The following is a 13,446-nucleotide window of genomic DNA, read 5'->3' on the forward strand; positions in this document are numbered from 1 at the left end:
CCGACCAGGGCTGCCCAGCGGCGACAAAGGACAGTGCACACTGGCGGGTCGGGACACAGTGTTCGAAGAGAGCGGGACGGCGTGGCTGGATCGACACGGGCGAGGAAGACAAACGGGGGATCCGCGAGCGGAAATCGACGGTTGGTGATCGTCGAGTCGCCCGCGAAGGCGCGGAAAATCGCGTCGTACCTCGGCAGCGACTTCGTCGTGGAGTCATCCAAGGGGCACATCCGGGACCTCCCCCGGGGCGCCGCCGACGTGCCCGCGAAGTACAAGGGCATGCCGTGGGCGCGCCTCGGTGTCGACGTGGACCACGACTTCGAGCCCCTGTACGTCGTCACGCCGGACAAGAAGGCGACCGTCGCGGAGCTGAAAGAGCTGCTCAAGGACGTCGACGAGCTCTACCTCGCGACAGACGGCGACCGTGAGGGCGAGGCCATCGCCTGGCACCTGCTGGACACGCTGAAGCCGAAGGTCCCGGTCCGGCGGATGGTGTTCCACGAGATCACCGAGCCCGCGATCCTCGCCGCCGCCGCGAACCCGCGCGACCTGGACCAGGACCTGGTCGACGCCCAGGAGACCCGCCGCATCCTCGACCGCCTCTACGGCTACGAGGTCAGCCCGGTGCTGTGGAAGAAGGTCATGCCGAAGCTCTCGGCGGGCCGGGTGCAGTCCGTGGCGACCAGGATCGTGGTCGAGCGCGAACGCGAGCGGATGAAGTTCGTCACCGCCTCGTACTGGGACGTCTCCGCGACCATGGACGCGGGCAAGGACGCCTCCCCGGGCACGTTCGGCGCCCGCCTGATCGCGGTCGACGGCACCCGTCTCGCCACGGGCCGCGACTTCGGCTCCGACGGCAGGCTGAAGGCCGCTTCGGACGTCCGGGTGCTGGACGAAGCGCAGGCCAGGGCCATCGCCGACGGCCTGGTCAACGCCACGATGAAGGTCTCCTCGGTCGAGGAGAAGCCGTACACCCGCAAGCCGTACCCGCCGTTCATGACGTCCACGCTCCAGCAGGAGGCGGGCCGCAAGCTGCGCTTCTCCGCGGACCGGACCATGCGCACCGCGCAGAAGCTGTACGAGAACGGCTACATCACCTACATGCGCACCGACAGCACGACGCTGTCGGAGACGGCGATCACGGCGGCACGCGCACAGGCCACCGAGCTGTACGGCTCGCAGTTCGTGCCCAAGGAGCCCCGCCAGTACACCCGCAAGGTCAAGAACGCGCAGGAGGCACACGAGGCGATCCGCCCGGCCGGCGAGGTGTTCCGCACCCCCGGCGAGGTGGCCCGTGAGCTGGAGTCGGACGAGTTCAAGCTGTACGAGCTGATCTGGCAGCGCACGATCGCCTGCCAGATGGCCGACGCCCGCGGCAACACGACGTCCGTCCGCATCTCCGGCACCACCCAACCCACCCGCCCGAGTGGAACTTCCGGCTCCGCCGGGGCTGGCGGCGAGGACGTCACCTTCGCCGCTTCCGGCCGCACGATCACGTTCGCCGGCTTCCTCAAGGCGTACGTGGAGACGGTCGACTCGGAGGCCGGCGGCGAGTCCGACGACGCCGAGTCCCGCCTCCCGCAGCTGGTCAAGGACCAGGCGCTGCTGGCCGCGGAGCTGGCCGCGGACGGCCACTCGACGTCGCCGCCCCCGCGGTTCACCGAGGCCAGCCTGATCAAGACGATGGAAGAGCTGGGCATCGGCCGGCCCTCCACCTACGCCTCGATCATCAGCACCGTCCAGGACCGCGGCTACGTGTGGAAGAAGGGTTCCGCGCTGGTCCCGTCCTGGGTGGCGTTCGCCGTGGTCGGGCTGCTGGAGCAGCACTTCGGCCGGCTGGTGGACTACGACTTCACCGCCGCCCTGGAGGACGAGCTCGACGGCATCGCCGCCGGTCGCCAGGAGCGGACCACGTGGCTGTCCGGGTTCTACTTCGGCGGCAACGTCGGCCCGGAGTCGTCGGTCGGCCGGTCCGGCGGGCTGAAGAAGCTGGTCGGCTCCAGCGTCGAGGCGATCGACGCCCGCGAGGTCAACTCCATCCCGCTGTTCCCCGACGAGGAGGGCCGCACGGTCTTCGTGCGGGTCGGCCGGTACGGGCCCTACCTGGAGCGCGAGGCGCAGGGGCCGGACGGCGAGGTCACCGCGCAGCGGGCGAACCTGCCCGACGACATGCCGCCGGACGAGCTGAACCGCGAGATCGCGGAGAAGCTGTTCGCCACGCCGCAGGAAGGCCGTTCGCTCGGCAACGACCCGGTCACCGGGCACGAGATCGTGGCCAAGGAAGGCCGGTTCGGGCCGTACGTGACCGAGGTGCTGCCGGAGGCGCCGGAGGGCACGAAGAAGCCGCCGAAGCCGCGCACCGGCTCGCTGTTCAAGTCGATGTCGCTGGACTCGGTCACGCTGGACGACGCGCTGAAGCTGCTCTCGCTGCCGCGCGTGGTCGGCAAGGACCCGGAGACCGGCGCGGAGATCACCGCGCAGAACGGCCGCTACGGGCCCTACCTGAAGAAGGGCACCGACTCGCGGTCGCTGACCAGCGAGGACCAGCTGTTCACGGTCACCCTCGACGAGGCGCTGAAGATCTACGCCGAGCCGAAGAAGCGTGGTCGGGCCGCCGCCGCGCCGCCGTTGAAGGAGCTGGGCGAGGACCCGGTGTCCGGCAAGGCGATGGTGGTCAAGGAGGGCCGCTTCGGCCCGTACGTGACCGACGGCGAGACGAACGCGTCGCTGCGCAAGTCGGACAGCGTCGAGGGCCTGTCCGACGAACGGGCGGCCGAGCTGCTGGCCGAGAAGCGGGCCAAGGGTCCGACGACGAAGAAGAGGGCTCCGGCGGCCAAGAAACCGGCGGCGCGGAAGAAGGCTCCGGCGAAGTCCAAGAGCTAGCGGAGGTGGGCGGTGGACGATTTCGGCTCGGGCCCTGCGGCTCTGGACGGAACACAGGCTCCACCGCCCCCGCGCGCCTTCCCTGACCCGCTCGCGGGCCTGGTGACGGGCGAGCAGCCCTACCGGCGTGAGGCGGTGGCGCCGATCGTGGTGCCGCCGTTGGCGCCGCCTCAGCCGCCGAGCGCGCCGTACGTCCCGTCGGTGCCGGCCGCCCGTCGTCCGGCCCGTGCTGCGCAGCGGCCCGCACAGATGCCCGCACAGTCGCACCGGCAGCCGGCCGGCCCGCACGTGTCCGGCCCGCACGTGTCCGGCCCGCACGTCACCGGCCCGCACGTGTCCGGTCGGCACGTCGTGCCCGGTCAGCCGACGGCCCATTTGCCCCACCCCGGCCTGGCTCGCCGTGAACCCGCGCAGGCGCCCGCCCAGCAGGAGCGGAAGAAGGGCAAAGGCGGCCTGATCGGGTGCCTGGTGCTGCTGGCCGCCCTGAGCGGACTGCTGGTCAACGTGGTGCGTGAGATCATCCAAGCAGTGGCCGACCTACTGAGATGATCTCGCTTTGGTCACCCGGATGGCGGCTGCGTCATCACGGTGAATAGGCCCGGCTACCCTTACGTCCTGCACCATCGGCGGGGGTGAGCACCATCCAAGACGGCGGCACAGCGGCCTCGACCAGCCACCGGATTCGCAGTGTGTTGGCGATCCGGCCGTTCCGCAGGCTTTGGGGTGTCACCTACCTGTGCAGCGTCGGTGACTGGCTGTCACTCCTTGCGTTGACCGGACTGGTCCGGCAGATGCTGAACGAGAGCTACCAGTGGCAGAGCTTCTCGCTCAGCCTCGTCGTGCTCACGCAGCTGCTCCCCGGCATCCTGTTCGCCCCGCTGGGCGGCGTGCTGGCGGACCGGTTCGACCGCCGCAAGATCATGGTCGTCTGCGACGTGCTGCGCGGCGGCCTGTTCATCTCGATCGCCCTGGTCGGCACCGCGTGGTGGCTGTTCGTGGCGAACTTCCTGGTCGGCTGCTGCGCCATGCTCTGGATCCCGGCCAAGGACTCGGCGGTGCCGAACCTGCTGCGCCGGCCGGACCAGGTGGAGACGGCCAACCAGCTCGGCCTGGTGATGACCTACGGCATCGCGGTCATCTCGGGCGCGGGCCTCTACGCGATCATCTCCGGCATCCCCGGCTACCTGCACGTGCAGAGCTCGGACCTGGAGTTCCGGATCGCCACCATCGCGGTCATGGTCAACGGCGCGCTGTACCTCACCGCCGCGCTCCTGGTCGCCACCCGCATCCCGGAGCTGTCCGGCCGGATCACCGCCGTCAGGCGGATGCGCGCGGACGGCGAAGCGCCCGGCTTCTTCGCCATGCTGCGCGACGGAATGCGGTACGCGGCCCGCACGCCGCTGGTCCGCGGCCTGGTCATCGGCATGATCGGCGCGTTCGCCGCGGCCGGCGCGGTCATCGGCACGGCACCGCTCTACTCGGACTCGCTGCTCGGCGGCGAGTCCGCGTTCGGCCTGCTGTTCGTCGCCGTGTTCACCGGTCTGGCGATCGGCATGGCGACCGCGCCGCGAATGGCCCGGCGGCTGCCCCACGACCGGCTGTTCGGCGTCACGATCGTGGTCGCCGGCTTGAGCCTGGTGTTCGTGGCGTTGGCGCCGCACCTCTGGGTGGCGCTGATCGCGGTGGCGTTCGTGGGCGCGTCCGCGGGCACGGCGTTCCTGACCGGCCTGACCATCGTGGGCGCGCAGGTCGAGGACGCGATGCGCGGCCGGACGGTGGCCCTGCTCCAGTCGCTGCTCAAGATCGTCCTGGGCGCCGCCGCCGCCGCCGCTCCGCTGCTGGTGTCGCTGGTCCAGAAGCGCACGATCACCGTCTTCAACCACCCGATGCAGGTGGACGGCACCCGGCCGGTGCTGTTCGGCGCGGCCTTGATCGCCGTGCTGCTCGGGATGATCGCCTACCGGCAGATGGACAACCGGCGCACCGAGCCGCTGTTCTCCGACCTGCTCTCGGTGCTGCGCGGACGGGCGAAGCGGACCACCGGCGTGCTGATCGCGGTCGAGGGCGACACCCGGCAGGACACGTCCGTGCACGCCATGAGGCTGGCCCAGGCGTTGCGCGAGAACGGCCGGCAGGTGGTGCTGGCGTCCGACCCGGACCTGGACGAGCAGCGGCTGCGCAACCTGCTGTCCACCGCCGACCTGGCCGGGGTGCGGGCGCACGCGCTGGTCGCCGCGGCGGTGCGGGCGGACGTGGTGGAACGCGAGGTGCGGCCCGCGTTGGCCGAAGGCTTGCTGGTCGTCATGGAGCGGTACGTCGACAGCCCGTTGGCGCACTTCAGCGCCGCCGGCACGGTGGAGCCGCGCGAGATGGAAGGCCTGGTCGACTGGGCCACCGGGCGGTTGCGACCGGACGTGACCGTGCTGCTGGACCGGATGCCGTCCGAGGTGCGGGCGGCCGGTGGCACGCTGGACACGGTCGAGCACCACTGGCGGGTGCAGAAGCTGCTGACCGACATGGCGTCGGCCGACCCGGAGCGGTACGTCGTGGTCGACGCGGACGGGCCCGAGGACGTGGTGGCCGAACGGGTGCGTGCGGCGGTGGTGCCGCTGCTCGCGCGGCGGGCCGGGATGCCGCCGAAGCCGGTCGCCGAGACGTCCTGACGGATCGGTACGGTCGCCTGGTGAACCGTGGTGTGTGGGGCGACGTCGTCGGTCAGCCCGAGGCGGTCGCGGTGTTCTCGGCGGCGGCTGAGGCAGCCGCGTCGATCGTGGCGGGTGGCACGCCCGCGCCGGGCGCGATGACGCACGCGTGGCTGTTCACCGGGCCGCCCGGCTCGGGGCGTTCGGTGGCGGCACGGGCGTTCGCCGCCGCGTTGCAGTGCATCGCCGACGACGACCGGCCCGGCTGCGGCGAGTGCCCCGGGTGCCACACGGCGCTTGCGGGCACGCACGCCGACGTGCGGGTGGTCTCCCCCGAGGGCTTGTCGATCTCCGTCGGCGAGATGCGCGCGCTGGTGCAGGTGTCCGCGCGCCGGCCGACGTCCGGGCGGTGGCAGGTCGTGATCATCACCGACGCCGACCGGCTCACCGAGGGCGCGGCGAACGCGCTGCTCAAGGCGGTGGAGGAGCCGCCGGAGCGGACCGTGTTCCTGCTGTGCGCGCCGTCGGACCACCCGGAGGACGTGTCGGTGACCATCCGGTCCCGGTGCCGGATCGTCTCGTTGGCCACGCCTCGGGTCGCGGCGATCGCGTCGGCGTTGGAGTACGAGGGCGTCGCGCCGGAGGTGGCGTCGTGGGCCGCTTCGGTGTGCGGCGGGCACGTGGGGCGCGCGCGGCGGTTGGCCACCGACGAGCAGGCCAGGACGCGGCGTGAGGCGGTGTTGAGGATTCCGCTGGCCTTGCGGCGTCCGGCGGACATCTTCACGTGTGCCGACCAGCTCGTGTCGGCGGCCGAGGGTGACGCGTTGACCGCCAACGAGGGCCGTGACCTGGCCGAACGTGAGGCGATGGAGATGGCCATGGGCGCCGGCGGCACGGGCAAGGGCACGGCCGCGGCGACCCGCGGGGCCAAGGGCGCGTTGAAGGACCTGGAGAAGCGGCAGAAGTCGCGGGCGACGCGGACCCAGCGCGACTCGCTGGACCAGGCGTTGGTCGACCTGGCCGCGTTCTACCGGGACGTGCTGGTGACGGCGTCGGGCGCGCCGGCCGTGCTGAACCACCCGGACCGGGCCGAGGACGCCCGTTCGGCCGCGTCGTCGTGGACGCCGGAGTCGACGTTGCGCCGGCTGGAGGCCGTGCTGAACTGCCGGACCGCGCTGGAGCTGAACGTGAAGCCGCGGATCGCCGTCGAGGCCATGCTCACCACGCTCCAGCGCGGCTGACTCCTACTCGGCGAGTTCTACTCGGCAGGCGGCTCGGTCGGTCGGACAGTCTTCACCGGACGCCGGCGGGTGGGCAGTGCGGCCACCACGACGACGCCGATCAGCAGCAGGGCCGTCCCCGTCCAGAAGATCGGGATCGTCTTGTACGCGGCGTTCGTGTACGCCAGCGGCTGGTCCTTCCGCGGCGGCGCCGGCTGGCCGCCACCCCCCGGCGGGGCCTGGACCGGAGCGCAGACCACACCGCCGTTCGGGGCGGCCGCACGCACGATCTGCTCGCCCAGGGACACCTGCGCCAACGCCGACGGCAGGTTCGGCAGCCCTAGGGCGTCGGTCGGCAGCAGCTGGAGGTCGAGCAGGCGCGCGGTCGCCCCGAGCATGTACCCCTTGATGGTGGCACCGCCCTGCTGGAGCGGGCCGTCGATCACCATGTCCTTCTGGTTGAGCTGCGCGATCTGGAGCCGCAGCACGCCGATGTCGAGCAAGGGCAGGCCTTGGGCCAGGTCGCCGACTAGCGGCAGCTTCTGGCCGGGGGCGACGCCGATCGGGACGTCCAGCTTCGGGTTGGCCGCGTCGAGCGTGCCCAACTCCTTGCCGCCCTGGGTGACGCGGAGGACCGGCGCGGTGTACGTGATCCCGGAGGTGGCCTTGTCGCCCGTGGAGAGCGCGACGAGCGTCGGCTGGCTGACCACGTCGACGCGGATCTCCGCGGCCGTGCCCGCGAGGAGGCGGACGCTCGCGGCCTGGAGCGTGGACGTGGACCGGACGGCCTTGTTCGCGCTGCCGGGGAGGTCGACCAGTTCGACGGTCGAGTGCGCGCTGAGCGTCTCCGGGAGGCTGAGCAGCGAGCCGTTCGCGCCACTGTCTGGGGTGCCGGAGAGCAGGCCGCCCAATTGGCTCAGCGGGGCGCTCAGCTGCTTCACGTTGTCGATCAGGGACTGCTTGGCCGCGGCGTCGAGCTTCGGCGTGTCACCGGTGAGCAGGCCGGTGAGGTCGGGGGAGCTGGGCAGGGTCGGGATGGCGTTGAGCACGCTGAGGGTCGCGACGGAGGTCTTGGCGTCCGCGAGCGGCTGCACGCACGGGCCCAGCTCGTCGTTCCAGCGGGCGTGCACGCTGCCGTTGAGCAGACCGACCTTGAGCAGCGTGTCGAGTGGCGTGGCGGGCGGCGTGAGGCCACCCGTGATCGGGGCCGCGTTGTCCGGTGACGCGGTCTGCACCAGCGTGCCAGGGGTCTGCGGAGCCCTGCCCTGCACTGCGAAGCCCATCGGCGACGCCTGAGCCACTGCCCGCTCGTACGTCAGGAACGCCTCGGTGTTCGCCTGGGCCGACGCCAGCCCGACCCCGATCTCCGCCGCCGACTGCTTGGGCAGTCGCTCGCCGAAACCGGGCAGGATCGTGTTGGTCGGCGTCGAGTCCGGCGCGATCCTGACCACGGCCAACCCGGTGCCGGCGTCCCCGATCGCGTGGGCCTGGATGGCCGGTCCCGCGGACACCGGCGGCTGGTTCGGGTCACGCGGCCCGGGCACCGGCGTCGTCGTCGGCTGGGCGGACGCGGGAGCGGCGCAGAGCGCGACCAGCACGGCGGCGGCGGGCAGGGCCATCAGGCGCATGTGGTCGGACCTCCATGACAGCGGCGGCATCCGTGCGGCGGCCGCGTGAGCCCCGTCACTCCTCGTCTAACGACCCGGCCCCCGGTCGGTGACGGCTAAAGCTTGGGCTATAGTTGTCGCGTCTCGCCGCCTTAGCTCAGTCGGCCAGAGCAGCTCACTCGTAATGAGCAGGTCATCGGTTCGATTCCGATAGGCGGCTCCGCGGGACGGGACCAGGTCGGTGTTTCCGGCCTGGTCCCTTTCTTCTTTGCCGGCCTGTCGGCTTGCCGGCTTTGTCGGCGCCTACCGGGACGCGCGCTCACCGCAATGTTGCGCCGTGAGTAGTCGAACGGCGTCGAACAGCTGCTCCATCGGAGTGACCTTTTCACCGTTGGCGTCAGCCTTGAGCGACCGTGTCGTTGCCACCGTGGAGGTGAGGGCGATGGTCACGATGATCGTGTCGACGGTGCTGGCGCTGCCGTTGGCCGTGCTCGCGGCGCGGGTGGGACGTCGGCGGTGGGTTCGACGGCGGACCGTGGCACGGGTGCGGGCGGAGCTGTTCCGGCACTGGGTCCGGGAAGAGCCGAGCGGGCGGCACCTCATCCGGTCCTGACGACCGGGGCCGCGATCCTGGTGATCACGTCGCCGTACCGGCGGATCAGCTCGGCCTTCGCCGCCGCGGGCGTGCCCACGACGGCGAAGGCGTCCAGGACCTCGTCGGTGACGGCGGCGGCCATGTCGTCCCACAGCTGCCGCCGGGACATCCGGTGCAGTTCCTCGTGCAGCTCGCCCCAGCCGTGCAGCTCGAGCACCTTGCGGTAGGCGGGCGTCGAGCCGTAGAACGCGATCTGGCGCCGGACCTCGACCACGGCCGCCTCGTCGCACGCCACCAGCGACGGACCGCTGATCTCCAAGCCCGCCAACGGTTTCCCGGCCTTCGCCCGACCCCGCGCCAACGCCGGCAGCGTCACCTCGCGCAGGTAGCGCTCGGTGGTGAAGTTGTGGCACAGGAACCCGTCCGCGACCTCGCCCGCGACCTCCGTCATCAACTCCCCGACGCCCGCCAGCCACACCTTGGGCGTGCCGTGCGGGTTGGGACCGGGGGAGAAGAACGGCGTCATCACCGTGTGCGTGTAGAACTCGCCGCGGAACCTCAGGCGTTCGCCGGTGGCCCAGCTGTGCCAGATGGCCCGCAACGCCAGCACGAACTCGCGCATCCGGGCGGCGGGGTGTGACCACGGCATGCCGAAGCGCTTGGTGATGTGCGCTTCGACCTGCGAGCCGAGGCCCAGGTTGAACCGGCCGCCGGACAGCAGGTGGAGGTCGTTCGCCTGCACGGCGGTGCTCATCGGGTTGCGCGCGAACGCCACGGCGATCGCCGTGCCGAGCTCGACCCGTTCCACCTGCGTGGCCACCAGGCCGAGCGCCAGGAACGGGTCGTGCCGGGTCTCCGCCAGCCAGAAGCCGTCGCACCCCTCCGCCTCCGCCGCGCGGGCGGCGTCGAGCACGGTCGTCGGGTCGTACGCGATCTCCAGCCGGTCCACCTTCATGGGGACGGTTCTACTACCTGTCGGCCGCTACTTCTCGCAGGCGGTCCCGTCGCCATCCCGGTCGAGGCCGGGCCGACGTTCGGCGGCGAGCCGGCGCCAGGAATCCAACGGCCCTGCGGGGGAATCAGCCATGCGCGCCTCATCGCTCGCGCACCGGCCGGGTGTTACCCACGTCACCGCGAAAACCGGCTTGAGTCTGCCGTTACGTCAATTCCTACGTTCATCGGCATGGCACCCGCGAAGAAGACCCACGAGATCACGATCAACCTGGAGGCCGGCGCCGCGTCGATGATGGACCTGGGCAAGGTGCTCGGCCAGACCGGCGTGAACCTGGTCGGCGTCAAACGCGCCTACGACGAGGCCACCGCAGGTCAACGCGGTGACGTCATCCCCGTGGTGGTGACGGTCCGGGACGACAAGTCGTTCGGGTTGCGCCTGAAGACCCCGCCCACGGCTTTCCTCATCCGAAAGGCATTGGCGGCCAAAGGCCTGCCCGGCAAGGGTTCCGGCACGCCGGGGCACAAACCGGCGGGCACGCTCGGCGCGGCGCAGTTGCGCGCCATCGCCGAGCGCAAACTCCCGGACCTGAACACCGCCGACATCCCGACGGCGATGCGGATCGTGGCCGGCACCGCCCGTTCGATGGGGGTGGCGGTGGAAATCTGAACCGCGGAAATCCGAACGGTGGTGGGACTGAACGGTGCTGGGGAATCCCGGTCAGCGATTCGGCCGGAGGGTCCACACGACGGTCATCTCCCCGGTCGTCACGCCCTCCGCGTTGGTGATGGTCACGCCCACCGGGAACTCGGGCCGGGTGCCCGCCGCCAGCTCGGCCACCACGTCCGCCGCGGGCCGGCCCAGCACGGCCTCGGCGCGCAGCGGCCCTCGCGCCAGCTTCTTGTAGGCGATCTCCGACCGCACGACCAACGGCGTCGCCTTGTCCATGTGCGAGCTGAACGCGGCGAGCACCACGGCGCCGGACGCGGTCTCCGCGACGCCGAACATCATCGCCGCGTGCGGCCCGCCCACGTGGTTGCGCAGGTCCTCGCGGTCCGGCAGTTCGGCGACCACCCGGTCCGCCGTGACTTCGAGGAACTCCACGCCCACGGTCTTCACCCAGGGCACGGTCTGCTTCATCGCGTCCGCGACGAACGAGTAGTCAGCGCTCATGGCACCGATGCTACTCACCGGTAACCACGAGACGCGAGTCACCGCCATTTGGTTTGCCTCCACCTTCCCGCCGGTGCATGCTTGTACTCAGCAACTAGTTGGTTGATGCAAGCAACGGAGTGTGCGATGGTGACCCCGCCGAGTGACCGGCCGACGGCCGAAGACATCGCCTTGGCCGATCGGCTGGGCATGGCGCTGGTCCGCATGCACAAGATGCACGCCTGCGTCGCCGCGAGCATGAGCAAGACGGGCCTGGACAAAGCCTCTTTCGTGCTGCTGGCCAGCCTCAACCAGATGGGCCCCTCGCGGGCCGGCGCGTTGGCCGAGGCCGTCTTCTCCGATCCGTCCACGATCAGCCGCCAGGTGGCGACCCTGGTCAAGGACGGCCTGGTGGAGCGCCGGGCCGACCCGGAGGACGGCCGCGCGAGCGTGCTGGCGGTCACCGAGGAGGGCGCCCGACTGCTGCACGAACGCCGTGCGCAGCGCAACGTGACGCTGGCACGCCTGTTCACGGACTGGCCCGACGAGGACCGGGCCCGGTTCATCGACTACTTCGAGCGCTTCGTGGGGGACTACGAGAAAGCGCTGCCCGAATTCATCACCCAGAGCGGGCTTGGGCCGCGCTCCGAAGGGGAGACGTGATGTCGGAGACGACAACCCGAGCGGACGCGCCGCCACCCGGCGCCGCCCTGCTCACCCACCGGCAGATCCTGACCATCCTTTCGGGTCTGCTGCTGGGGCTGTTCCTGGCCGCGCTCGACCAGATGATCGTGGCCACGGCCATGAAGACCATCGCGGACGAGCTGCACGGCCAGACCCTGCAAGCGTGGGCGACCACCGCCTACCTGATCACCGCGACGGTCTCCACGCCGCTGTACGGCAAGCTGTCCGACATCTTCGGCCGCAAGCCGCTGTACCTGACCGCGATCTCGCTGTTCCTGGTCGGCTCGCTGCTCTGCGGCATCGCGGACTCGATGTACGAACTCGCCGCGTTCCGCGCGGTGCAGGGCCTCGGCGCCGGTGGCCTGATGTCGCTGGCCATGGCGATCATGGCGGACATCACGTCGCCGCGTGAGCGCAGCCGTTACGCCGGCTACTTCATGGCCGTGTTCGGCATCTCCAGCGTCGCCGGCCCGGTCGTCGGCGGCCTGTTCGCCGGCATGGAGTCGTTCCTCGGCACGGCCGGCTGGCGCTGGGTGTTCCTGATCAACGTGCCGATCGCGCTGATCGCGCTGGTCGTCGTGGCCAAGGTGCTGAACATCCCGCACCAGCGGGTGAACCACCGGATCGACTTCGCCGGCGCCGCCCTGCTCACCCTCGGCCTGGTGCCGCTGCTCGTGGTGGCCGAACAGGGCCGCGAGTGGGGCTGGACGTCGGGCACCTCGATCGCGCTGTACGTCGTCGGCGTGCTCGGCCTGATCGGGTTCGTGTTCGTCCAGCAGCGCATGGGCGATGAGGCGCTGCTGCCGCTGCGGCTGTTCAAGTCGCACACGTTCTCGCTCGGCAACGTGGTCAACTTCGTGCTCGGCGCCGGGATGTTCGGCGGCATGGTCTCGCTGCCGCTGTACCTCCAGATCGTCAAGGGGTACTCGGCGACCGAGTCCGGCCTGATGATGCTGCCGCTGACGCTGGGGATCATGTCGGCGGCGGCGACGAGCGGCATCCTGACCGCGAAGACCGGCCGCTACAAGGTGTTCCCGGTCGTCGGGTTCGGGTTGATCACGGTGGTGCTGCTGCTCTTCAGCACGGTCGGCACCGACACGCCGATCTACCAGCCGTTGGCGCTGATGTTGTTCATGGGCATGGGTCTGGGCCTGTGCATGCAGACGTTGCTGGTGGCCATCCAGAACGATTCCGAGCCGCGGGACATGGGCGTGGCGACCTCGTCGGTCACGTTCTTCCGCCAGATCGGCGGCACGATCGGCACGGCGGTGTTCCTGTCGATCCTGTTCAGCACGGTCGGCGACAAGATCCGCGACGGGCTGAGCACGGCGGCCGGCGACCCGGACTTCCAGGCCGCGCTGGCCCGGCCGGAGAACCGCGAGTTCGCCGCGGGCATGCAGAGCGGCACCGACTTCGACCTGGACAACACCGAGTTCCTGACCACGCTCGACCCGGTGCTGGCCCGACCGTTCCTGGACGGCTTCTCCGGTTCGATCGACCTCGTGTTCCTGGTCGGCGGGCTGGTGACGCTGGTCGGCTTCGTGGCGATCTGGTTCCTGCGGGAGGCCCCGCTGTCGAACCGCTCGGGCCTGGAGCGGGTACAGGACGCCAAGGCGGCCAAGGACGGTCAGGACGAGTCCGCGCCGATCTCGATGCACTGACGTAGGCCCGGTTCGCACACCCGATTCACACGAAAGAGGCCCGCTCCCCG

The 13,446-nt window shown here is 70.8% G+C and carries 12 protein-coding genes and 1 tRNA gene; 9 read left to right on the forward strand and 4 right to left on the reverse strand.

Annotated elements, in window-relative coordinates:
* Positions 1-81: 81 nt before the first annotated feature.
* From topA to F4560_RS34255, 4 genes are all read left to right on the forward strand, one after another.
* On the forward strand, positions 82-2,883 hold the full coding sequence (gene topA, locus F4560_RS34240; protein WP_184927192.1) for a type I DNA topoisomerase: 2,802 nt from the start codon (positions 82-84) through the stop codon (positions 2,881-2,883).
* A gap of 12 nt (positions 2,884-2,895) precedes the next feature.
* The gene (locus F4560_RS34245) at positions 2,896-3,432 is read left to right on the forward strand and encodes a hypothetical protein (RefSeq protein WP_184927193.1); all 537 of its coding nucleotides are present in this window, start codon (positions 2,896-2,898) and stop codon (positions 3,430-3,432) included.
* Between the two features lie 83 nt (positions 3,433-3,515).
* Positions 3,516-5,546: a bifunctional MFS transporter/dTMP kinase gene (locus tag F4560_RS34250; RefSeq protein ID WP_184927195.1), complete on the forward strand. Its 2,031-nt coding sequence runs from the start codon at positions 3,516-3,518 to the stop codon at positions 5,544-5,546.
* 20 nt (positions 5,547-5,566) lie between these two features.
* Positions 5,567-6,766 carry a DNA polymerase III subunit delta' gene (locus F4560_RS34255; RefSeq protein ID WP_184927198.1) on the forward strand — a complete coding sequence of 400 codons (1,200 nt, stop codon included), beginning with the start codon at positions 5,567-5,569 and terminating at the stop codon, positions 6,764-6,766.
* A 17-nt stretch (positions 6,767-6,783) separates the two neighbouring features.
* On the opposite strand, the gene F4560_RS34260 is transcribed toward F4560_RS34255, so the two are convergent.
* Complete coding sequence (locus F4560_RS34260; RefSeq protein ID WP_184927200.1) at positions 6,784-8,373, reverse strand: hypothetical protein; 1,590 nt, start codon at positions 8,371-8,373, stop codon at positions 6,784-6,786.
* A 125-nt stretch (positions 8,374-8,498) separates the two neighbouring features.
* Here F4560_RS34260 and F4560_RS34265 point away from each other — a divergent pair.
* Together F4560_RS34265 and F4560_RS34270 are read left to right on the forward strand one after the other, a co-directional pair.
* A tRNA-Thr gene (locus F4560_RS34265) sits at positions 8,499-8,572 on the forward strand.
* Between the two features lie 222 nt (positions 8,573-8,794).
* On the forward strand, positions 8,795-8,965 hold the full coding sequence (locus tag F4560_RS34270) for a hypothetical protein (RefSeq protein WP_184927202.1): 171 nt from the start codon (positions 8,795-8,797) through the stop codon (positions 8,963-8,965).
* Here F4560_RS34270 and F4560_RS34275 read toward each other — a convergent pair.
* Entirely contained in the window at positions 8,952-9,902 is a 951-nt protein-coding gene (locus tag F4560_RS34275) for a TIGR03617 family F420-dependent LLM class oxidoreductase (protein WP_184927204.1), read from the reverse strand. The genes F4560_RS34270 and F4560_RS34275 overlap by 14 nt on opposite strands.
* A 27-nt stretch (positions 9,903-9,929) precedes the next feature.
* Positions 9,930-10,034: an excalibur calcium-binding domain-containing protein gene (locus tag F4560_RS46740; RefSeq protein ID WP_184927206.1), complete on the reverse strand. Its 105-nt coding sequence runs from the start codon at positions 10,032-10,034 to the stop codon at positions 9,930-9,932.
* Positions 10,035-10,130: 96 nt separating this feature from the next.
* Between F4560_RS46740 and F4560_RS34285 the strand changes: the two genes are divergently transcribed.
* The gene (locus F4560_RS34285) at positions 10,131-10,568 is read left to right on the forward strand and encodes an uL11 family ribosomal protein (RefSeq protein WP_184927208.1); all 438 of its coding nucleotides are present in this window, start codon (positions 10,131-10,133) and stop codon (positions 10,566-10,568) included.
* A 51-nt stretch (positions 10,569-10,619) separates the two neighbouring features.
* Here the strand turns inward: F4560_RS34285 and F4560_RS34290 are convergent, their stop codons facing one another.
* Positions 10,620-11,072, reverse strand: coding sequence for a DUF4442 domain-containing protein (locus F4560_RS34290; RefSeq protein WP_184927210.1), 453 nt, complete (start codon positions 11,070-11,072; stop codon positions 10,620-10,622).
* Between the two features lie 126 nt (positions 11,073-11,198).
* On the opposite strand from F4560_RS34290, the gene F4560_RS34295 reads away from it, so the two are divergent.
* Positions 11,199-11,714 (forward strand): MarR family winged helix-turn-helix transcriptional regulator, encoded by a 516-nt coding sequence (locus tag F4560_RS34295; RefSeq protein ID WP_184927212.1) that lies wholly within the window; start codon positions 11,199-11,201, stop codon positions 11,712-11,714.
* Positions 11,714-13,396 carry an MDR family MFS transporter gene (locus F4560_RS34300; RefSeq protein ID WP_184927214.1) on the forward strand — a complete coding sequence of 561 codons (1,683 nt, stop codon included), beginning with the start codon at positions 11,714-11,716 and terminating at the stop codon, positions 13,394-13,396. The genes F4560_RS34295 and F4560_RS34300 overlap by 1 nt, the downstream gene beginning before the upstream one ends.
* Positions 13,397-13,446 lie beyond the last annotated feature (50 nt).

The sequence above is a fragment of the Saccharothrix ecbatanensis genome (genome assembly GCF_014205015.1).
GTDB lineage: Bacteria > Actinomycetota > Actinomycetes > Mycobacteriales > Pseudonocardiaceae > Actinosynnema > Actinosynnema ecbatanense.

Coding starts and splice junctions, on each gene's coding strand:
- F4560_RS46740 (WP_184927206.1), bottom strand. CDS start 10,034: ATGGCTGATTCCCCCGCAGGGCCGTTGGATTCCTGGCGCCGGCTCGCC.
- F4560_RS34300 (WP_184927214.1), top strand. CDS start 11,714: ATGTCGGAGACGACAACCCGAGCGGACGCGCCGCCACCCGGCGCCGCC.
- F4560_RS34270 (WP_184927202.1), top strand. CDS start 8,795: ATGGTCACGATGATCGTGTCGACGGTGCTGGCGCTGCCGTTGGCCGTG.
- F4560_RS34295 (WP_184927212.1), top strand. CDS start 11,199: ATGGTGACCCCGCCGAGTGACCGGCCGACGGCCGAAGACATCGCCTTG.
- F4560_RS34285 (WP_184927208.1), top strand. CDS start 10,131: ATGGCACCCGCGAAGAAGACCCACGAGATCACGATCAACCTGGAGGCC.
- F4560_RS34290 (WP_184927210.1), bottom strand. CDS start 11,072: ATGAGCGCTGACTACTCGTTCGTCGCGGACGCGATGAAGCAGACCGTG.
- F4560_RS34260 (WP_184927200.1), bottom strand. CDS start 8,373: ATGCGCCTGATGGCCCTGCCCGCCGCCGCCGTGCTGGTCGCGCTCTGC.
- F4560_RS34275 (WP_184927204.1), bottom strand. CDS start 9,902: ATGAAGGTGGACCGGCTGGAGATCGCGTACGACCCGACGACCGTGCTC.